The organism is Kitasatospora sp. NPDC047058, assembly GCF_040643935.1.
GTDB lineage: Bacteria > Actinomycetota > Actinomycetes > Streptomycetales > Streptomycetaceae > Kitasatospora.
Genome location: NZ_JBEYVJ010000031.1, coordinates 1 through 19112 on the forward strand (window position 1 = coordinate 1; position 19112 = coordinate 19112).

Consider the following 19112-nt stretch of genomic DNA (forward strand, 5'->3'; position numbering starts at 1 on the left):
TCGGCCGGCAGCGGCGAGGCGTACCGGACGCCCTTGCGCACCGCGAGGATCCCGACGCCGGCCGGCCCGCCCCACTTGTGCGCGCTGGCGGTCAGCAGGGACCAGCCGGCCGGCACGTCCACCCGCCCGGCACTCTGCGCCGCGTCCACCAGCAGCGGCACGTCGCCGCAGAGCCCGGCCACCTCGGCGACCGGCTGCACCGTACCCACCTCGTGGTTGGCGGACTGCAGCACGGCGAGCGCGGTGTCCGGCCGCAGCGCCGCCGCGAACTCCCCTGGCCCGACCCGCCCGTGGCGGTCCACCGGTACCGCGGTGACGGTGCCCCCGGCGCCCTCGTGCCGTTCGGCGGTGTGCAGCACGCTGGAGTGCTCGACCGCGGAGTGCACCAGGTGCCCGCCCCGCCGCCGGTTCCCGGCCAGCGCGCCGAGCACGCCCAGCTGTACGGCCTGCGTGCCGCTCGCGGTGAAGACGATCTCGTCGGCCCGGGCGCCGAGCACCGCGGCCACCGTCTCGCGGGCGGCGTCCAGCAGCATCCGGGCCTGCCGGCCGGAGCGGTAGAGCCGGGCGGGGTCGGCCCAGCCCTCGTCCAGGGCGGCGGTCAGCGCCTGCCGGGCGACGGGGTGGAGCGGTGCGGTGGAGGCCACATCGAAGTACACGGTCACATTTAACGACACGCACGGGTGCTTTCCGGCCCTCCGCCACTGCTCACCCGGCGTCAGTCGATCAACCCGAATGTCCGATTCGTCCGCGTCCGACGGGTCGTCACCCGTGTTGCCCGAGGTCATCCCCCGATCGGGCGTACGGGCCTCGAATGCCTACGATGACCTGCGGCGCAGCCCTTGCCGGGCCTGATCGGGCGACCGGGCGGCGCGTTACCGGGACCTGCCCGTCAGCAGCGCATAAGGCTGGAGTAGGGTTTGGCCCGCATAAGCATTCAAACCGTGCCCGTGGACGGGTCGCCGGGGAGGGTCACCGATCCTCCACGGGGCGACGCGAAGGCGGGCGAGACTTCGGGAAGGCGCTACGTGAGTCCCAACGGCTCCGACCGCTCGCCGCGGCGCACGATGCGGCGGAAGCTGCCTCAGGCGCTGGCACTGGGCCTCGTCATCGCGACCGCCACCGGCTGCTCGGCCAATGACCTCCCCAGGCTTGGCATGCCAAGCCCCGTCACCGAGGAAGGGCCCCTGGTCCTCCACATGTGGCAGGGGTCCTGGATCGCGGCACTGGTGGTCGGCGCACTGATGTGGGGTCTGATCATCTGGAGCGTGATCTTCCACCGGCGCAGCCGCTCCGGCGTGGAGATCCCCCCGCAGACCCGGTACAACGTGCCCATCGAGGCGCTTTACACCGCGGTCCCCATCATCATCGTGTCGGTGCTCTTCTACTTCGTCGCCCGCGACGAGTCGAGGCTGATCGCCGTCTCCGAGAAGCCGCAGCACACCGTCAACGTGGTGGGCTTCCAGTGGAGCTGGGCGTTCAACTACGAGAACACCGAGAACCCGGACCCGGCCAACAAGGACGCCGCGTACGAGGTCGGCACCCCTGCGGAGATGCCGACGCTGTGGCTCCCGGTGAACGAGAGCGTCCAGTTCCGGCTGACCTCGCGTGATGTCATCCACGACTTCTGGCCCATCAACTTCCTGATGAAGATGGACGTCGTGCCGGGCGTGGTGAACAAGTTCGAGGTCACTCCGAACGTCAAGGGCGAGTACGACGGCAAGTGTGCCGAGCTCTGCGGCGTGGACCACTCGCGCATGCTGTTCAAGGTCAAGGTCGTCGACCGCGCTGACTACGACAAGCACCTGGCGGAGCTGCGGGCCAAGGGCCAGACCGGCGCGTTGCCCTCCGGCATCACGACCATGGGAAGTGAAGAGAAGTGACCATCCTCAACGAGCCCGCCGCGGCCGGCGGGGGCGCCGGGGCCGTCACGGTCGGGGCGCAGCGGACCCGGAAGCCGGGTTCGACCATCATCAAGTGGCTGACCACCACTGACCACAAGACGATCGGCACGCTCTACCTGGGCACGTCGTTCGCCTTCTTCCTGATCGGTGGCATCCTCGCCCTGGTCATGCGCGCCGAGCTGGCTCGTCCCGGGACCCAGATCCTGTCGAACGAGCAGTTCAACCAGGCGTTCACGATGCACGGCACGATCATGCTGCTGATGTTCGCGACGCCGCTGTTCGCCGGTTTCGCGAACTGGATCATGCCGCTGCAGATCGGCGCGCCGGACGTGGCCTTCCCGCGTCTGAACATGTTCGCCTACTGGCTGTACCTCTTCGGCTCGACCATCGCGGTGGCCGGCTTCGTCACCCCGCAGGGTGCGGCCGACTTCGGCTGGTTCGCCTACTCCCCGCTGTCGGACGCGGTCCGCTCGCCGGGTGTCGGCGCCGACATGTGGATCATGGGTCTGGCCTTCTCCGGCTTCGGCACCATCCTCGGTGCGGTCAACTTCATCACCACGATCATCTGCATGCGCGCGCCCGGCATGACGATGTTCCGGATGTCGATCTTCGTCTGGAACGTCCTGCTGACCGCGGTGCTGGTCCTGCTGGCCTTCCCGGTGCTGGCCGCCGCGCTGTTCGCCCTGGAGGCGGACCGCAAGTTCGGGGCACACGTCTTCGATCCGGCGAACGGCGGGGCGCTGCTCTGGCAGCACCTGTTCTGGTTCTTCGGCCACCCCGAGGTGTACATCATCGCGCTGCCGTTCTTCGGCATCGTGTCGGAGATCGTCCCGGTCTTCAGCCGCAAGCCGATGTTCGGTTACTCCGGCCTGATCGCGGCCACCATCGCGATCGCCGGTCTGTCCGTGACGGTGTGGGCCCACCACATGTACGTCACCGGACAGGTGCTGCTGCCGTTCTTCTCCTTCATGACCTTCCTGATCGCGGTCCCGACCGGTGTGAAGTTCTTCAACTGGGTCGGCACCATGTGGAAGGGCTCGCTGAGCTTCGAGACGCCGATGCTCTGGACGATCGGCTTCCTGGTCACCTTCCTCTTCGGTGGTCTGACGGGTGTCCTGCTCGCCTCCCCGCCGATCGACTTCCACGTCTCGGACTCGTACTTCGTCGTCGCCCACTTCCACTACGTGGTCTTCGGCACCGTCGTCTTCGCGATGTTCGCCGGCTTCCACTTCTGGTGGCCGAAGATGACCGGCAAGATGCTGGACGAGCGCCTCGGCAAGATCTGCTTCTGGACGCTGTTCATCGGCTTCCACACCACCTTCCTGGTGCAGCACTGGCTCGGCGCGGAGGGCATGCCCCGCCGCTACGCCGACTACCTCGCGTCGGACGGCTTCACCACGCTGAACACCGTCTCGACCATCGGCTCGTTCCTGCTCGGCCTGTCGATCCTGCCGTTCCTCTACAACGTCTGGAAGACCGCCAAGTACGGCGAGAAGGTCGAGGTCGACGACCCGTGGGGCTACGGCCGTTCGCTGGAGTGGGCGACCTCCTGCCCGCCGCCGCGGCACAACTTCCTCACGCTGCCCCGGATCCGCTCCGAATCCCCGGCCTTCGACCTCCACTACCCGGAGATCGCGGCGCTGGACTACCTGGAGAACCACGGTGAGCCGGCCAAGCACCTCGCGGGTGTGACCCCGGCCAAGTACGACGCCCCGAAGCTGGACAAGGGCAAGAAGGAAGGCGACGCCTGATGAAGGAACAGGGCAAGATCTTCCTCGGCTTCGCGGTCTTCATCCTGGCGATGGCGATCACGTACGGCCTGTGGACGAACAACTCCGACCTGGGTCTCGAGGCCGCCGGCACCACCGCGCTGTTCCTCGCCTTCGCGCTCTGCGCGTTCATCGGGTACTACCTCGCCTTCACCGCCCGCCGGGTGGACAGCGGCGCCGGTGACAACCCCGAGGCCGAGGTCGCGGACGACGCCGGTGAGCTGGGCTTCTTCGCCCCGCACAGCTGGCAGCCGCTCTCGCTCGCGATCGGTGGCGCGCTCGCCTTCATGGGCGTGATCTTCGGTTGGTGGCTGCTGTACTGGTCGATCCCGATCATCCTGGTCGGCCTGTTCGGCTGGGTCTTCGAGTTCTACCGGGGCGAGAACCAGAACCAGTAGGTTCCTCCCCCTCGCAGAGGGCCGGGCTTCCCGCACGGGATGCCCGGCCCTTTTGCGTCCCCGGGGTGAGGCGCTCACTCCGGTGGGCCAACGGCGGGTCCCCCGGATGTCGCTCGCCCGCCCCTCGTTCCTACGATCTGATCAATCGTGCGAACCCTCGGAGGCGGTCATGGCCGACAGGCGCGGAATCGCAGGTATCGGCGGCATATCGCTGGCCCTCGTAGTACTGGTCCCGCTGGCCGGATGCACCTCCGGCGGGGACGACGGCGCCGGCGGCGCCGTGCACAGGATCGACCCGGCCCCGTTGGTGCACGTCTCGGCCGAGGGCAAGGTGGACCCTTCCCAGCCCGTCACGGTGACCGCCGTCCCGGGCAGCCGGCTCACCGACGTCACCGTGGTCGGCCCGGACGGCCGGGTCGTCGCCGGGGCGCTCTCGGAGGACCAGCGCAGCTGGCAGACCACCGGCCGGCTCAAGGCGGCGACCGACTACACCGTCAGGATCGCCGCCGACGACGGCAAGGGCGGCCGCGGCGAGACCACCGCGGGCTTCTCGACCCTGGCGGCGCAGCGCCTGCTCACCGCCAAGCTCGGCCCGGACTCCTCCGGCACCGGCGTCTACGGCGTGGGCCAGCCGCTCACCGTGCAGCTCTCCGAGGCGGTCAAGGAGCCGGAGGCCCGCCAGGAGGTCGAGCGGGCCCTGACGGTCACCTCGCAGCCCGCCGTGACCGGCGGCTGGTACTGGGTGGACGACAAGAACCTGCACTTCCGCCCGGAGGCGTTCTGGCCGGCCGGGACGACGGTGAGCCTGGCCTTCGACGGCACCGGCAGCCGGATCTCCGACGGGCTGTACGGCGGCGACCGGGCCGCCCTGGCACTGCGGATCGGCGAGCGGGTGGAGTCGGTGGTGGACGCCGCCACGCACGAGCTCACCCTGAAGCGCAACGGCGAGGTGGTCCGGACGATCCCGGTGACCACCGGCAAGCCCGGCTTCGACACCCGCAACGGCATCAAGGTGGTGCTCGGCCAGGAGCGCCAGGTCCGGATGAGCGGCGAGACGATCGGCATAGCCTCCGGCAGCTCGGAGTCCTACGACCTGAACGTCGAGTGGGCCACCCGGGTCACCTGGAGCGGCGAGTACGTGCACGCCGCCCCCTGGTCGGTGGGCTCGCAGGGCGTGGCGAACGTCAGCCACGGCTGCACCGGGATGAGCACCGAGAACGCCAAGTGGTTCTACCAGAACACCCGGATCGGTGACCTCGTCACCGTGGTCAACAGCCACGGCGCCGGCATGGAGCCGTTCGGCAACGGCTTCGGGGACTGGAACGTCGACTGGACCGACTGGGTCAAGCACAGCGCCATCGGACAGCCCGTCAGCACCACCCCGCCGGCCACCCGCGCCCCCGCCTCCGGAATGATCCGCCCGGAGGTCTGAGGGCCCGCCACGGCGGCCCGTCCGGCCCGCTCCCGGCTCACTCCTCCCCGTAGGCCAGCCGCAGCGCGGTCTGCACGGCCGCCAGGGCGTCCGCCTCCGGCACGCCGAGGCGCCGGGCCCGCCCGGCGTACTCGGCGGCCGCCGCGGCGGCCAGCCGGTGTCCGGTGTCCCCGGTCGCGGCGATCAGCGTGCCCCGCCGCCCGTGGGTCTCCACCACCCCGTCGGCCTCCAGCTCCCGGTACGCCCGCGCCACCGTCCCGGCGGCCAGCCCGAGCCGGTCGGCCAGGGCCCGGACGGTCGGCAGCTTCAGACCGGTCGGCAGCTCCCCGCTGCGGGCCTGCTCGGCGATCTGGGCCCGGATCTGCTCGTACGGGGGAGTGGCGGCAGCGGGGTCGACGGACAGCTCCACGAGGGCTCCTGACGGTGGGAGGGGCGGTGGGTGTGGGAACGGCGGGAACGGCGGGAACGGCAGGGACGGAAAAGCCCGAGGGCCGCCGACCAGAGCGGAGTCTGGTCAGCGGCCCTCGGGGTGGCGCGGGGGTGCGTACGGGATCAGTGGTGGCCGTGGCCGCTGGTGATCTCGTGGTGCTCCTCGGCGGTGGGCTTGGGGATCTGGCTGCCCTCGCCGTAGAAGCCGCGGGAGAGCTTGGCCCGGGTGCGGGTGACGACGCCGGCCTTGCGGGCCACGCCGTTCTCGTCCGTCTGGGCCGGCAGCTCGACCGGCTGGATCTGCTCGTGCGCGGTGAGCTTGTGCAGGTCGCCCTGCGGCAGCTGCGCGTGCACCTCGACGAACTCGCCGTGCGGCAGGCGCTTGATGACGCCCGTCTCGCGGCCGTGCAGCACCTTCTCCTTGTCCCGGCGCTGGAGGCCGAGGCACCAGCGCTTGGTGATGATGAAGGTGAGGACCGGCACCACGAAGAAGCCGACGCGGACGAAGTACGTGACGTCGTTGAGCGACAGGTGCAGGTGGGTCGCGAACAGGTCGTTGCCACCGGCGACCAGCAGCACCAGGTACAGGCTGATCCAGGCGGCGCCGAGCGCGGTGCGGACCGGGGCGTTGCGCGGGCGGTCCAGGATGTGGTGCTCGCGCTTGTCGCCGGTGATCCAGCCCTCGATGAACGGGTACAGGGCGATGGAGACCAGCACCAGCGGGAAGACCACCATCAGCGGGATGAAGACACCCAGGTTCAGGGTGTGGCCCCAGAGGCTGATCTCCCAGCCCGGCATGACGCGGATCAGACCCTCGGAGAAGCCCATGTACCAGTCCGGCTGGGCGTCCGTGGACACCTGGTCGGGGCGGTACGGGCCGTACGCCCAGATCGGGTTGATCGAGGCGATCGCGGAGATGGCGGCGATGACACCGAAGACCAGGAAGAAGAAGCCACCGGCCTTGGCCATGTAGACCGGCATCAGCGGCATGCCGACGACGTTCTGCTCGGTCTTGCCCGGGCCCGCCCACTGGGTGTGCTTGTGGTAGAAGACCAGGATCAGGTGCGCCACCAGCAGGCCGAGCATGATGCCCGGGATCAGCAGCACGTGGATGGTGAAGAACCGCGGCACGATGTCGTGGCCGGGGAACTCGCCCCCGAACAGGAACATCTGGACGTAGGTGCCGATCAGCGGGGTCGCCAGGATGGCGCCCTCCATGAACCGGATACCGGTACCGGACAGCAGGTCGTCGGGCAGCGAGTAGCCGAAGAAGCCGTCGAACATGCCCAGGACCAGCAGCAGGAAGCCGAAGACCCAGTTGATCTCACGCGGCTTGCGGAACGCGCCGGTGAAGAACACGCGCAGCATGTGCACGAGCATCGCGGCCACGAAGACCAGCGCGGCCCAGTGGTGGATCTGGCGGACCAGCAGACCGCCGCGGATCTCGAAGCTGATGTCCATCGTCGACGCGTACGCCTCGGACATCGGGATGCCCTTGAGCGGGACGTACGACCCGTCGTAGATGACCTCGCCCATCGAGGGCTTGAAGAAGAGCGTCAGGTAGACGCCCGTCAGGATGATGATGACGAAGGTGTAGAGGCAGATCTCGCCCAGCATGAAGGACCAGTGGTCCGGGAAGATCTTGCGCAGGTTGGCCTTGGCGAGGGAGTAGATCCCCAGCCGGCCGTCCGTCCAGTCAGCGGCGGCCTCCCACTTGTTGGCGGGCTTGGCGCGCGTGCTGGCGGGCTTGGCGGCACCGGAAGTGGTGCTGCTCGCGCTACTCATCGAGCACGCTCCCAGTAGCTCGGGCCGACGGGCTCCGCGAAGTCGCCGGTGGCGACCAGGAAGCCCTTCTCGTCAGTGGTGATCTTCAGCTGCGGCAGCGGGTGGCCGGCCGGGCCGAAGATGACGCGCGCGCCGTCCGCCAGGTCGAAGGTCGACTGGTGGCAGGGGCAGAGCGCGTGGTGGGTCTGCTGCTCGTACAGGCTGATCGGGCAGCCGACGTGGGTGCAGATCTTGGAGTAGGCGAGGATGCCCTCGAAGCCCAGCTCGGCGGACTTGTCGTCCTTGATGTCCTCCGGTGCGATGCGCACCAGCATCAGGGCGTCCTTGGCGATCTGCTGCTGGAAGTCCTCGTCGTGCGTGTGCAGGCCCTCCGGCATCGCGAAGGTCAGCGAACCGGTGATCACGTCCTCTGCCTTCATCGGCAGGTTGGTGTTCATGTTGATGAGCTGCAGCGGCTTGGCCTCGGTGGCCTCGCGCCAGCCGGTGTGCGCCAGCTTGTCCTCGGGCAGCGGGCCCAGGTCGCGCAGCAGCACCACGCCGGACAGCGGCACCAGCGCCATCGACCCGATGAGGGTGTTGCGGATCATCTTGCGGCGGCCGAAGCCGGACTCGGCGGCACCGGTCCTGAACTGCTCGATGACGTCGGCGCGGACCTCGTCGTCGGCCTCGATCGGGTGACGCTCGGCCGGGATCTCGTGGTCCGACATCAGGGTGCGGGCCCAGTGGACCGCGCCCGCGCCGATCATGAACAGCGCCACGCCGAGGGTCAGGCCCAGCGCGAAGTTCATCGCGCTGATGTTGCCCAGCGGGAAGACGTAGATGATCTTGTCGGGGTCGATGGCCACGTAGGAGGCGATGAAGCCGATCGTGGCGAGCATCGAGACGACGAACATCAGCGAGACCTGGCGCTCGGCGCGCTTGGCGGCCCGCTCGTCGATGTCGGTGCGACGGGGTTCGTGGGCCGGCAGGCCCGGGTCGGCGAACGGATCGCCGTGGGCGGCCACCTCGTGGTGCCCGGCGGAGCCGTGGGACTCCGGAAGCTTCTCTTCTGACATGTCCTGGCTCATGACTTCTTGGCCTTGGTGGTGTGGGCGGCGACCCAGATCGCGACCGCGATGAGCACGCCGAGACCGAAGATCCAGCCGAACAGGCCCTCGGTCACCGGACCGAGGCTGCCGAGCGTGAGACCACCGGGGTTCGGCTCATCGTTGGTGGTGTGGCGGACGAAGGCCACGATCTGCTTCTTCTGCTCCTCGGGCATGGTGGTGTCCGGGAACGACGGCATGTTCTGCGGGCCGGTCTGCATGGCCTCGAAGATGTGCTTGGCGTCCACGCCCTCCAGCGACGGGGCGTACTTGCCCTGGGTCAGGGCACCGCCCTGGCCCGCGAAGTTGTGGCACTGGGCGCAGTTGGTGCGGAACAGCTCGCCACCCTTGGAGATGTCCTCGGGGTTGGTCGAGGTGTACTGCTCCTCGCGGGGGGTCACCGGGCCGGGGCCGAGCGAGGCCACGTACGCGGCGAGCTGGTCGATCTCGGCCTGCGAGTAGATGTTCTTCTTGCGCGGCACCTGGGCGCCGGGCTGCTGCGCCGGCATGCGGCCGGTGCCGACCTGGAAGTCGACCGCGGCGGAGCCGACGCCGACCAGGCTGGGACCGTCGCTGCCGCCCTGGCCGTTCAGGCCGTGGCAGGAGGAGCAGCCCACGGCGAAGAGCTTCTTGCCCTCATCGATCGCGAGCGACTGCGCGGCGACGTCGGCCTGCGCCTTGTCGGCGGGCGCGAACGCGGCGTACAGCCCCCCGGTTGCCGCCAGGGCGAGAAGTAGGACGACCAGCGCCGCCAATGGGTGGCGCCGTCGTGCGGAGAGCTTTTTCACGGAATAACCCCGGTGTCAGGATCTGGTCGACTGGTGGGTGCACCCGGCGGCCGGTCTGGCCGGCACGAGGCTGCCTGTCTAGGGCTGCGCGCGCGGTCGGTCGGTGGGAGCGTCGGCACCGGACGAAGCGGCCCGTCGCCGGTGAGGGCGGGGCCGTGCGCCGGTGGCCAGCGACCTGATCAGCTGGTTACTTGATCAGGTAGATGGTCGCGAACAGGCCGATCCACACGACATCGACGAAGTGCCAGTAGTACGACACCACGATGGCGGCGGTGGCCTGCTCGTGCGTGAAGCGCTTGGCTGCGTACGTCCGTCCCAGGACCAGCAGGAAGGCGATCAGACCACCCGTCACGTGGAGACCGTGGAAGCCGGTGGTGAGGTAGAACACCGTGCCGTACGGGTCGGAGGACAGCGAGAGGCCGTCCTTCTTGACCAGCTCGGTGTACTCGAAGATCTGGCCGCCGATGAAGATCGCGCCCATCACGAAGGTGATGACGAACCACGAGCGGAGCTTCTTCACGTCCCCGCGCTCGGCCGCGAACACGCCGAGCTGGCAGGTGAGGGAGGAGAGCACCAGGATCGTGGTGTTGACCGAGGAGAAGGGCACGTTGAGGGCGTGCGCCTTCTCGCTCCAGAACTCGGCTCCCTTGACGGAGCGGAGCGTGAAGTACATCGCGAAGAGGGCCGCGAAGAACATCAACTCGGAACTGAGCCAGACGATCGTTCCGACGCTGACCATGTTCGGCCGGTTGACCGATCCGTGCGCGTGCCCGGTTTCTACTGCTGTTGCTGTCGCCACGACGGACATTATGTCGGTCCCTTATTCCGTCTTCACGCCGGGGGGTCTCCCTCGGAGTGTCCGGTGCGTGCGGTATGCCCCGGTGGCAGTCGACGGGGCGTCCGGACGGGGGCTGAGCAGCGGCGTGTCCCTTTTCTGACGGTTCCTCGACGGCCCCTTCGACCCCCTTGCCCAGCGTGTCGCTGCACCCCCGTGGGGCGCGCCGGGAGTAAGGGGAGCGCCCGTTCTGTCGGCCGTACGGGTGGACTGCGCCGCCGGGGGTGACGGCGTGTCCCCCGGGCGGGTGAGCCGTGGGCGCGGCGGCTTGAGACGGATCTCGCGGGAGGGGCTCGGCGGCCGGAGATCGGGAGTAGCATCCGGTTCAGGCGAACGTGGTCCGGATCACACTTTGAGGGAGCAGGGCCCATGGCGTACACGACCGGCGAGACGCTGACCGTTCTCGTCTACAGTCACGACCGCAACACGCGCGAGCAGGTGCTGACGGCGCTCGGCCGCCGGCCCGCGGAGGACCTGCCGGAGCTGTCCTACCTGGAGTGCGCCACCACTCCGGCGGTGCTGAAGGCACTGGAGAAGGGGGGAGTGGACCTCTGCGTGCTGGACGGCGAGGCGGTGCCGGCCGGCGGGCTGGGGCTGGCGCGCCAGCTGAAGGACGAGATCTACGGCTGCCCGCCGGTGCTGGTGCTGATCGGCCGGCCGCAGGACTCCTGGCTGGCCGCCTGGAGCCGGGCCGACGCGGCGATCTCCCAGCCGGTGGACCCGGTGGCGCTGGCCGAGGCCGCCGCCGTCCTGCTCCGCGGACGGCTGGCGAAGCGGACGCCCGCCGTCCGCTAGCGGCCGGTGAAACGGGCCTTTTCCGGCGGGCCGTCTCAGCAGAAGAGAAGAAGGGTTGCGGCGGGACGGTGTCGTCCCGCCGCTCGATAGGCTGACTCCGACCCTACGGACGTCCCCTCGGGGGACCACAGGAGCTGGAGTCGGCCATGGTGAACGTGAACCCTGCGAACGGCGGCAAGGACCCCGTGCAGGTGGTCCGCACCTGGCCGGACATCCTGTCGGCGCTGCTGCGGGGCGAGGACCTCGACCAGGGCGCCACCTCGTGGGCGATGGACCGGATCATGAGCGGCGAGGCCTCCCCGGCCCAGGTGGCCGGCTTCATGGTCGCGCTGCGGGCCAAGGGCGAGACCGTCGACGAGGTGGCCGGCCTGGTCGACGCGATGTACGCGCACGCCGAGCCGCTCTCCGTCCCCGGCCCGGCGGTGGACATCGTCGGCACCGGCGGCGACCGGGCCAAGACCGTCAACATCTCCACCATGTCGGCGATCGTCGCCGCGGCCGCGGGCGCCAAGGTGGTCAAGCACGGCAACCGGGCCGCCTCCTCGGCGAGCGGCTCCTCGGACGTGCTGGAGAAGCTCGGCATCGGCCTCGACCTCTCCGCCCGGCGGGTCGCCGAGGTGGCCGAGGAGGTCGGGCTCACCTTCTGCTCCGCCGCGAAGTTCCACCCGTCGATGCGGCACGCCGCCACCGCCCGGCGCGACCTCGGGGTGCCGACGGCGTTCAACATCCTCGGGCCGCTGACCAACCCGGCCCGGGTGACCGCGCACGCGATCGGCTGCTTCGACACCCGGCTGGCCGGGCTGATCGCCGGCGTGCTGGCCCGGCGCGGCGCCACCGCGCTGGTCTTCCGCGGCGACGACGGCCTGGACGAGCTGACCATCACCACCACCTCGCGGGTCTGGATCGTCTCCGGCGGCGAGGTCACCGAGACCGCCTTCGACCCGCGCGACGTCGGCATCGAGCCGGTCGGCATCGAGGCGCTGCGCGGCGCGGACCCGGCGTACAACGCGGAGGTCGCCCGCCGACTGCTGGCCGGGGAGCGCGGGCCGGTGCGCGACGCCGTCCTGCTGAACACCGCGGCCGGGCTGGTGGCCCTGGAGCTCACCGACGCGCCGCTCGCCGAGCAGCTGGCGGCGGGCATGGAGCGGGCCGCGGCGGCCATCGACTCGGGCGCCGCGCTGGACGTCCTGAAGCGCTGGTCGGAGGCCACCGGCAAGGCGTGACGGGGGAGCCGGGGCCCGTGGGAGAGCGTCCCGCGGGACCCGGCGCCGTCCGGATGGCGGACCGGTGTTTGACCACCCGCCGGACCGCGACCTAGAGTCTGGGCCAGGTCATGAGTGACAGCGCGAAGCCCCAGCTTGCTGTCCGGCAACCCTCCGTCCGTGGCGGGGTGCCCTGGGTGAGGACCGGGTCCCGCGGCAATCCGTCCGCGTGACAAGCGCGGACGCCGGCTGACACGCACTCCCGGGGTCCTTGGCCCGTAGCAGGAGTGCATCCTCATGTCTTCCCCCACTGTCGAGACCTGTGCCCCGCTCGCCGTCCTCGGCCACGACGTCCTGGTCCCGCTCGCGAGCGGCGCCAAGGTCGGTTACGCGGCGCTCGACTACGCCGCCAGCTCCCCAGCGCTCCAGCGGGTCTGGGACGACGTCGCCGCCTACGCCCCGTACTACGGCAGCGTGCACCGCGGCGCCGGCTACCTCTCCCAGCTCTCCACCGACCTCTTCGAGCAGAGCCGCCGCACCGTCGCCGAGTTCCTCGGTCTGCGCGAGGGCGACCAGGTGGTCTTCACCCGGGCCACCACCGACTCGCTCAACCTGCTGGCCGGCGCCGTCCCGGCGGGCACCCGGGTGTTCGCCTTCGAGACCGAGCACCACGCCTCGCTGCTGCCCTGGGCCCACGCCGGCCTGGACGTCACCTACCTGCGCGCCCCGCGCTCGCGGGCCGAGGCGGTCGCCGCCCTGGACACCGCGCTGGCCGGGGCGCCCGAGGGCCCCAAGCTGCTCTGCGTCACCGGCGCCTCCAACGTCACCGGCGAGCTCTGGCCGGTCGCCGAGCTGACCGCGGCCGCCCACCGGCACGGCGCCCGGGTGGTCCTGGACGCCGCGCAGCTCGCCCCGCACCACCGGGTCTCGGTGCGTGAGCTGGACGTGGACTGGATCGCCTTCTCCGGGCACAAGATCTACGCGCCGTTCGGCGCCGGGGTGCTGGCCGGCCGCGCCGACTGGCTGGACGCGGCCGAGCCGTACCTGGCCGGCGGCGGCGCCACCCGCACGGTGGCCCGGGAGGCCAGCGGCCCGGTGGCCGTGGAGTGGCACACCGGCCCGGCCCGGCACGAGGCCGGCTCGCCGAACGTGATCGGCGCCTACGCCATCGCCTCGGCCTGCCGGGCGCTGACCGAGGCCGGCTGGGACGCGCTGGAGGCCCGCGAGCAGCAGCTGGTCGCCCGGCTGAAGGCCGGTCTGGCGGAGATCCCGCAGGTGAAGGTGCTGAACCTGTTCGGCGCCGCCGAGGACCCGCAGAGCGTGACGCAGGTGGGCGTGCTCTCCTTCGTCGTCCGGGGCTGGAACAGCTCGCACTTCTCGGCCGCGCTCTCCGCCGAGTACGGCATCGGCGTGCGCGACGGCCTGTTCTGCGCCCACCCGCTGGTGCGCACGCTGCTGGGCGACGAGGAGGCCGCGCCGTCCGAGTGCGGGGCGCCCGAGCCGTCGCTGCCGGGCGAGCGGAGCCTCAACGCGATCCGGGTCAGCTTCGGCGCGGGGACCCCGGACGAGCACATCGACCGCTTCCTGGCCGCCGTCCGCGAGCTGGTCACGGACGGCGCGGCCTGGAACTACCGCAACGAGGGCGGCCGTTGCGTCGCCACCGTGCAGAGCGACCGGGGCCGCCGGGAGGGCTGAGCGCTACTCGTCGAGGCCGAGCGCGAAGGCGGCCTCCAGGTCGTGCTGGGAGTAGGTGCGGAAGGCGATCTGGGTCTCGGTGTGCGCCACGCCCGGGACCTTGTTCAGCCGGCCGGGGATCACCTCGGCCAGGTCGTCGTGCCGGCGCACCCGCACCATCGCCACCAGGTCGTAGCCACCGGTGACCGAGTAGACCTCACTGACGCCCTCGATGGCGGCGATCGCCTCGGCGATCTCCGGGATGCGGTCGACACTGGTCTTGATCAGGACGATGGCGGTGATCACTGTTCGGGCTCCTTTGTGAGGTGCCGCCAGCGTATCGGGCATCAGCCGGGGCGTCTCGGGGGGCGGGTGGCCAGGGTGCAGCCGTACAGGAAGCCCGCCGAGAAGCCGATCACGTGCACCAGGTAGGCCACCCCGGGCCCGGCCGAGTGCACCGACCACCACTGCAGGGCGAACCAGAGCCCGAGCACCAGCCAGGCCGGGAACCGCAGCGGCAGGAAGAGGAGGAGCGGGACGAGCGTGGTCACCCGGGCCCGCGGGTGGAAGCGCAGGTAGGCGCCGAGGACGGCGGAGATCGCGCCCGAGGCGCCGATCAGCACCCGGGTCGAGTCCGCCGAGTGCGCCTCGGCCAGCGCGAAGCCGTACGTGGCCAGCGAGCCGGCGGCCAGGTAGAAGAGGGCGAACCTGGCCCGGCCGAGCCGTTCCTCGACGGTGGGGCCGAAGACGTGGAGGAAGAGCAGGTTGCCCAGCAGGTGCAGCCAGCCGGCGTGCAGGAAGAGGGAGCTGAGCACCGAGAGGGCCGGGTGCTTGCCCGGGGTCGGCGCGGCCGGGCAGCCGGGCACCGGGTCGGGGGCCTCGGCGAGCTGGCCGGACGTCAGCGGGCGGCCGGCCAGCAGCTCGGCCGGGACGGCGCCCCAGCGCTGCTCGTACCGCTGCTCCGCGCAGACCCGGTCGTGGCCGCGGCCGTACAGCGGGTTGAGTCCGGCGGCCGGGCCGAGCAGGAAGACCACGGTGTTGAGCGCGATCAGCGCGTAGCTGACGGCCGGGACGGGCGCGGCCGGGCGGCCGCCCCGCGCGCCGCTGTGGTCGAGGACCGCGATCGCCATGGGGCCAAGCATCCCTCCGCCCGGCCCGGGTGACACCGGGCTTACGGCAGGTGGGCTAGGCGGTCACCGCGGGGTGCCGATGGTCGTAACCGGTCGTCGGCGTGGTTGCCCCAGGCAATAGGCTTGGGGCGGGCATTCCCGCCTCCCGCCGCCGACGCCGGGGCTCCGGGGGGAGCGCCTGAGCCCACGCAGGGACCACCCGAGAGGATCCCCGATGACCGTCCCCGCCCTGACAGCCGAGACGCGCTGGCGCTGCACCCTGTGCGGCAACCTGACCCGCTTCGACGTGACCCGGACCGCCCGGGTCACCGAGTTCCTGCACTTCGACCTGGCCGGCGAGTCCAAGGTGGAGGAGACCGAGGTCCACAGCGAGAGCATCGAGTTGGTGCGCTGCCGCTGGTGCAACGCGGTGGACCAGGTCGAGCTGGTGGCCCGCCCGGGCGCCGAGGCGGACGAGGCAGCGGAGTCCGCCGAGCAGGGTTGACGCCCGGCCCGTGCGGCGGGGGGCGGTGCGCGGCACGGCCGCCCGCCGCACGGGACAATACAGACAGAGCGCACGGAGCGTGACGACGAGGGCGGCCGCCGTCGGCCGTACCCGCTGGACCAGGATCGGAGCCGAGGACGTGGTGGACGCAGCGAAGGAGCCCGCCGGGCCGCAGGGGCGGCAGCCCGCTGTGGACGCGCAGGCGCCGGACGCGGCCGGGGATGCCACGTCCGCCATCGCGGAGCCCGCCGGGCCGGCCCGCGAGGAGTCCGGCGGTGACGAGCCGGCGGAAGGCGGCTCCGCGTCGGTGGAAGGCGGCTCCGCGTCGGCGGAGGGGTCCACGGAGAAGTCCGCGGAGAAGCTCGACCGGCCGCTGCCCGAGGGCGTGCGCCGCCGGGTGGTCGGCCTCGCCGCCGACGCGCTCGGCGGGCTGCCGCCCGGCGAGCTGCCGCAGTCGCTGCGCCAGTACGCCAAGTTCACCCCGGCCCGGCGGGCCAAGTACGCGGCCACCGCGCTGGCCGCCGCGCTGGAGTCCGAGCCCGCCTTCCGGGTGCGGATAGCGGAGCGGTTGCGACTGGGCCAGCCCGATCTGGTGAAGGCGCTGGAGTCGGGCAGCGTTCCCGGCGCCGCCGATCCGATGGACGTCGCGGCCGCCGCCTACCTGGTGCGCTCGGCGGGCTGGAGCCGGCTGGTCGCCGAGGCCGGCGAGGAGGCGGAGCGGGCCGGCGCCGAGGGCGCGGCCGCCGAGGCGGCCCGGCTGGTGGAGAAGCTGCAGGCGGAGCTGGCCGAGGTGCGGTCCGCGGCCCGGGCGGACCTGGACCGGCAGCGCACCGAGTCGGAGGAGGTCCGCAAGGAGGCCGACTCGCTGCGCCGGAAGGTGCGGTCGCTGGAGAGCGACACCCGCCGGGCGCAGGCCGAGACCCGTCGGCTGGCCGCCGAGCTGGAGGCGCTGAAGGCGCAGGCCGTCGCCGAGCGCGGCGCGGGGGAGAGCGAGGCGCGCCGGCTCCGGCACCGGATCTCCGAGCTGGAGAACGCCGCCGAGCAGGGCCGCCGTTCGGCCCGCGAGGGGCGCAGCGTCGAGGACATGCGGCTGCGGCTGCTGCTGGACACCGTGCTGCAGTCGGCGCAGGGCCTGCAGCGGGAGCTGGCGCTGCCGGTGTCGCAGATCCGGCCGGCCGACCTGGTGGAGGCGGTGGTGCCGGGCGCGGCCTCGCCGCACGACGTGGCCCGGCGCGGGCTGGCCGAGGACGATCCGGCACTGCTGGACCAGCTGCTGGCGATCCCGCAGGTCCACCTGGTGGTGGACGGCTACAACGTGACCAAGACCGGCTATCCGACGCTGCCGCTGGAGCAGCAGCGGATCCGGTTGCTGGGCGGGCTGGCGATGCTGGCCCAGCGCACCCAGGCGGAGGTCACCTGTGTGTTCGACGGGCAGGACCTGGACGTGCCGGTGATCATGGCGCCGCCGCGGGGGGTCCGGGTGCGGTTCAGCCGGACCGGGGAGACGGCGGACGAGCTGATCAGGCGCCTGGTGCGGGCCGAGCCGCAGGGCCGGCCGGTGGTGGTGGTCTCCACCGACCGGGAGGTCGCGGAGGGCGTGCGGAAGGCGGGCGCGCGCCCCGTCGCCTCGGTGCTGCTGCTGAACCGGCTGGCGCGGCCCTAGGCTGTCGCGGACCCCGCCGGACCGGTGTGACGCCTGGTCAGTGCCCGGATTGCGGCATTGTGGGGATTTGGTGAAGTCATGGCGTCGGGCCGGAGTTCACGCCATCGGGGGAGTGGCGGAAAGCCTGGATCTTCACTAGGGTCTGGCGTCAAACCTATTTTCCGGATTCTCACTCGTTCGGGTGAGTCCGTTGGAAGAAGGAGCCGGTCCCTTGGCCTCCCACCGCCGTCCCAAGCAGCCGAGTCGCGCGCGGGTCTCCGTGCTCACCGCTGCCGCTGCGACCGCGGTCGCCCTCTCCGCCCAGGTCGCCGCCCACGCCGCACCGAGTCCGTCCCCCAAGAAGGACGACGTGAAGGCGCAGATCGACCAGCTGCAGGAAGAGGCGGAGCAGGCGACCGAGAAGTACAACGGCGCCAAGGAGCGGGCGGACCAGCTGCGCAAGCAGGCGGACCAGCTGCAGGACCAGGTGGCCCGCGGCCAGGACCAGATGACCCAGCTTCAGGGCGGGCTGGCGGCCGTGGCCGGCGAGCAGTACCGCAGCGGCGGCATCGACCCGTCCGTCCAGCTGATGCTCTCCTCCGACCCGTCCGGCTACCTCGACAAGGCCTCCAGCGTCCAGCAGGCCAGCTCCAGCCAGACCGAGGCGCTCAAGGGCCTCCAGGACCAGCAGCGCCGGCTGGACCAGCAGAAGGCCGAGGCGGCCGCCATCCTGGCCTCGCTGGACAGCACCACCAAGGACCTGAACCAGTCCAAGGCGGACGTCAACAAGAAGCTCAAGGAGGCCCAGGACCTCCTGAACTCGCTGAGCGCGGCCGACCGGGCCGCCCTGCGCGCCCAGCAGCAGCAGGACGACCGGGCCTCGCGCGGCTCCGAGCGGGCCGACCTCGGCAGCCTGCCGCAGGCCGGCGGCTACGCCGGTGCGGCCGTCTCCAACGCGATGAGCAAGCAGGGCTCGCCCTACGTCTGGGGCGCCACCGGTCCGACCACCTTCGACTGCTCCGGCCTGATGGTCTGGGCGTACGGGAAGGCCGGCATCTCGCTGCCGCGCACCTCGCAGGCGCAGGGCAACGTCGGCGCCCGGGTGCCCTCGCTCGCCGAGGCCCAGCCGGGCGACCTGATCATCTACCGCAGCGACCGCAGCCACGTCGCGATGTACATCGGCAACGGCATGGTGGTGCACGCGCCGCACACCGGTGACGTGGTGAAGGTGATGAAGGCCGACGCCATGCCGATCAACACCATCCGCCGGGTCTGACGGACCGGCACGCCCGCGGGCCGCGTCCCGGCCCTGTGATCCGCGCCACCCCCGGGCCGGGGTGGCGCCGGCGTTTCCGGCCACGGCGTGACAAGCGATCAGCTCCGCGTGCGGCACCGGTCACGCCCGGTCATATTCACAAATGAACTTGGTTATTCTTCCGTCATTTTTCTGACAAGGATTTGAACGGATCACGGTTCTGTTACTAGGGTCGTGCCTCGAACCACCGCACAGTCGATCACCCAGCCTGGGTGGCGGCGGTGGTTACCGCCGAGTTCGTGAAGCAGCGGGACGGGCCGCACGGCCTGTCCGACGGGGAGCCCAGCAGTCGGGGGCCGCTGTGGAGCGGAGCCGGGGAACCATGTTCCTCCGGGGTGAATCGGCGCCAGGTCGGCCGGTGGAACGGCCGGTGAGGCGTCGTAGGGCAGCTTCCGGCCCGAACCCGTCAGCTCACCCGGTAGGCGGGCGTTGGAAGAAGGAGTCCGCC

18 protein-coding genes and 2 riboswitches are annotated in these 19112 nt (G+C 71.2%); of the genes, 10 read left to right on the plus strand and 8 right to left on the minus strand.

Features of this window, described 5'->3' with window-relative positions:
- Positions 1-656 (minus strand): aminotransferase class V-fold PLP-dependent enzyme (locus tag ABZ885_RS07315; protein ID WP_360184402.1); only part of this gene is annotated, 656 nt, incomplete at its 3' end.
- 369 nt (positions 657-1025) lie between these two features.
- Between ABZ885_RS07315 and coxB the strand changes: the two genes are divergently transcribed.
- From coxB to ABZ885_RS07335, 4 genes are all read left to right on the plus strand, one after another.
- Positions 1026-1880, plus strand: coding sequence for a cytochrome c oxidase subunit II (gene coxB, locus ABZ885_RS07320; protein WP_360184405.1), 855 nt, complete (start codon positions 1026-1028; stop codon positions 1878-1880).
- 86 nt (positions 1881-1966) lie between these two features.
- Positions 1967-3652, plus strand: a complete 1686-nt coding sequence (gene ctaD, locus ABZ885_RS07325) for a cytochrome c oxidase subunit I (protein ID WP_360184492.1) — start codon at positions 1967-1969, stop codon at positions 3650-3652.
- On the plus strand, positions 3652-4068 hold the full coding sequence (locus ABZ885_RS07330) for a cytochrome c oxidase subunit 4 (protein ID WP_360184407.1): 417 nt from the start codon (positions 3652-3654) through the stop codon (positions 4066-4068). Before ctaD ends, ABZ885_RS07330 begins: the two co-directional genes overlap by 1 nt.
- A 169-nt stretch (positions 4069-4237) precedes the next feature.
- Positions 4238-5500, plus strand: coding sequence for an Ig-like domain-containing protein (locus ABZ885_RS07335; RefSeq protein WP_360184409.1), 1263 nt, complete (start codon positions 4238-4240; stop codon positions 5498-5500).
- A gap of 37 nt (positions 5501-5537) precedes the next feature.
- Here ABZ885_RS07335 and ABZ885_RS07340 read toward each other — a convergent pair whose 3' ends face one another.
- The 5 genes from ABZ885_RS07340 to ABZ885_RS07360 form a co-directional block, all read right to left on the minus strand.
- The gene (locus ABZ885_RS07340; protein WP_360184412.1) at positions 5538-5909 is read right to left on the minus strand and encodes a GntR family transcriptional regulator; all 372 of its coding nucleotides are present in this window, start codon (positions 5907-5909) and stop codon (positions 5538-5540) included.
- Between the two features lie 143 nt (positions 5910-6052).
- Entirely contained in the window at positions 6053-7714 is a 1662-nt protein-coding gene (locus ABZ885_RS07345) for a ubiquinol-cytochrome c reductase cytochrome b subunit (RefSeq protein ID WP_360184414.1), read from the minus strand.
- Positions 7711-8769, minus strand: coding sequence for a Rieske 2Fe-2S domain-containing protein (locus tag ABZ885_RS07350; RefSeq protein ID WP_360184416.1), 1059 nt, complete (start codon positions 8767-8769; stop codon positions 7711-7713). The genes ABZ885_RS07345 and ABZ885_RS07350 overlap by 4 nt, the downstream gene beginning before the upstream one ends.
- Before the next feature lie 8 nt (positions 8770-8777).
- A complete protein-coding gene (locus ABZ885_RS07355; protein WP_360184418.1) occupies positions 8778-9587 on the minus strand; it encodes a c-type cytochrome in 810 nt (269 codons plus the stop codon).
- A 187-nt stretch (positions 9588-9774) separates the two neighbouring features.
- Positions 9775-10395: a heme-copper oxidase subunit III gene (locus ABZ885_RS07360; RefSeq protein WP_360184421.1), complete on the minus strand. Its 621-nt coding sequence runs from the start codon at positions 10393-10395 to the stop codon at positions 9775-9777.
- A gap of 396 nt (positions 10396-10791) precedes the next feature.
- Here ABZ885_RS07360 and ABZ885_RS07365 point away from each other — a divergent pair, with 396 nt between their 5' ends.
- From ABZ885_RS07365 to ABZ885_RS07375, 3 genes are all read left to right on the plus strand, one after another.
- Positions 10792-11217 carry a hypothetical protein gene (locus ABZ885_RS07365; protein ID WP_360184424.1) on the plus strand — a complete coding sequence of 142 codons (426 nt, stop codon included), beginning with the start codon at positions 10792-10794 and terminating at the stop codon, positions 11215-11217.
- A 146-nt stretch (positions 11218-11363) separates the two neighbouring features.
- Positions 11364-12440, plus strand: coding sequence for an anthranilate phosphoribosyltransferase (gene trpD / locus ABZ885_RS07370; RefSeq protein WP_360184426.1), 1077 nt, complete (start codon positions 11364-11366; stop codon positions 12438-12440).
- A 106-nt stretch (positions 12441-12546) separates the two neighbouring features.
- Positions 12547-12664: riboswitch (SAM riboswitch) on the plus strand.
- Between the two features lie 52 nt (positions 12665-12716).
- Positions 12717-14114 (plus strand): aminotransferase class V-fold PLP-dependent enzyme, encoded by a 1398-nt coding sequence (locus ABZ885_RS07375; protein ID WP_360184428.1) that lies wholly within the window; start codon positions 12717-12719, stop codon positions 14112-14114.
- A 3-nt stretch (positions 14115-14117) separates the two neighbouring features.
- Here ABZ885_RS07375 and ABZ885_RS07380 read toward each other — a convergent pair whose 3' ends face one another.
- Together ABZ885_RS07380 and ABZ885_RS07385 are read right to left on the minus strand one after the other, a co-directional pair.
- Positions 14118-14399: an Lrp/AsnC ligand binding domain-containing protein gene (locus ABZ885_RS07380; RefSeq protein WP_030240061.1), complete on the minus strand. Its 282-nt coding sequence runs from the start codon at positions 14397-14399 to the stop codon at positions 14118-14120.
- A 41-nt stretch (positions 14400-14440) separates the two neighbouring features.
- Positions 14441-15223 carry a rhomboid family intramembrane serine protease gene (locus ABZ885_RS07385; RefSeq protein ID WP_360184430.1) on the minus strand — a complete coding sequence of 261 codons (783 nt, stop codon included), beginning with the start codon at positions 15221-15223 and terminating at the stop codon, positions 14441-14443.
- 214 nt (positions 15224-15437) lie between these two features.
- Here ABZ885_RS07385 and ABZ885_RS07390 point away from each other — a divergent pair, with 214 nt between their 5' ends.
- The 3 genes from ABZ885_RS07390 to ABZ885_RS07400 all read left to right on the plus strand — a co-directional run bounded on the left by ABZ885_RS07390 (position 15438) and on the right by ABZ885_RS07400 (position 18625).
- Positions 15438-15707 carry a hypothetical protein gene (locus ABZ885_RS07390; protein WP_360184432.1) on the plus strand — a complete coding sequence of 90 codons (270 nt, stop codon included), beginning with the start codon at positions 15438-15440 and terminating at the stop codon, positions 15705-15707.
- Positions 15708-16014: 307 nt separating this feature from the next.
- Positions 16015-17370, plus strand: coding sequence for an NYN domain-containing protein (locus ABZ885_RS07395; RefSeq protein WP_360184495.1), 1356 nt, complete (start codon positions 16015-16017; stop codon positions 17368-17370).
- Positions 17371-17581: 211 nt separating this feature from the next.
- A complete protein-coding gene (locus ABZ885_RS07400; protein WP_360184435.1) occupies positions 17582-18625 on the plus strand; it encodes an NlpC/P60 family protein in 1044 nt (347 codons plus the stop codon).
- A gap of 323 nt (positions 18626-18948) precedes the next feature.
- Positions 18949-19105: riboswitch (cyclic di-AMP (ydaO/yuaA leader) on the plus strand.
- Positions 19106-19112 lie beyond the last annotated feature (7 nt).

What these genes read in the sequence shown, in the direction of transcription:
- ABZ885_RS07330 (WP_360184407.1), top strand. Translation starts at nt 3,652, where the DNA reads ATGAAGGAACAGGGCAAGATCTTCCTCGGCTTCGCGGTCTTCATCCTG.
- ABZ885_RS07335 (WP_360184409.1), top strand. Translation starts at nt 4,238, where the DNA reads ATGGCCGACAGGCGCGGAATCGCAGGTATCGGCGGCATATCGCTGGCC.
- ABZ885_RS07345 (WP_360184414.1), bottom strand. Translation starts at nt 7,714, where the DNA reads ATGAGTAGCGCGAGCAGCACCACTTCCGGTGCCGCCAAGCCCGCCAGC.
- ABZ885_RS07350 (WP_360184416.1), bottom strand. Translation starts at nt 8,769, where the DNA reads ATGTCAGAAGAGAAGCTTCCGGAGTCCCACGGCTCCGCCGGGCACCAC.
- ABZ885_RS07360 (WP_360184421.1), bottom strand. Translation starts at nt 10,395, where the DNA reads ATGTCCGTCGTGGCGACAGCAACAGCAGTAGAAACCGGGCACGCGCAC.
- ABZ885_RS07365 (WP_360184424.1), top strand. Translation starts at nt 10,792, where the DNA reads ATGGCGTACACGACCGGCGAGACGCTGACCGTTCTCGTCTACAGTCAC.
- trpD (WP_360184426.1), top strand. Translation starts at nt 11,364, where the DNA reads ATGGTGAACGTGAACCCTGCGAACGGCGGCAAGGACCCCGTGCAGGTG.
- ABZ885_RS07375 (WP_360184428.1), top strand. Translation starts at nt 12,717, where the DNA reads ATGTCTTCCCCCACTGTCGAGACCTGTGCCCCGCTCGCCGTCCTCGGC.
- ABZ885_RS07385 (WP_360184430.1), bottom strand. Translation starts at nt 15,223, where the DNA reads ATGGCGATCGCGGTCCTCGACCACAGCGGCGCGCGGGGCGGCCGCCCG.
- ABZ885_RS07390 (WP_360184432.1), top strand. Translation starts at nt 15,438, where the DNA reads ATGACCGTCCCCGCCCTGACAGCCGAGACGCGCTGGCGCTGCACCCTG.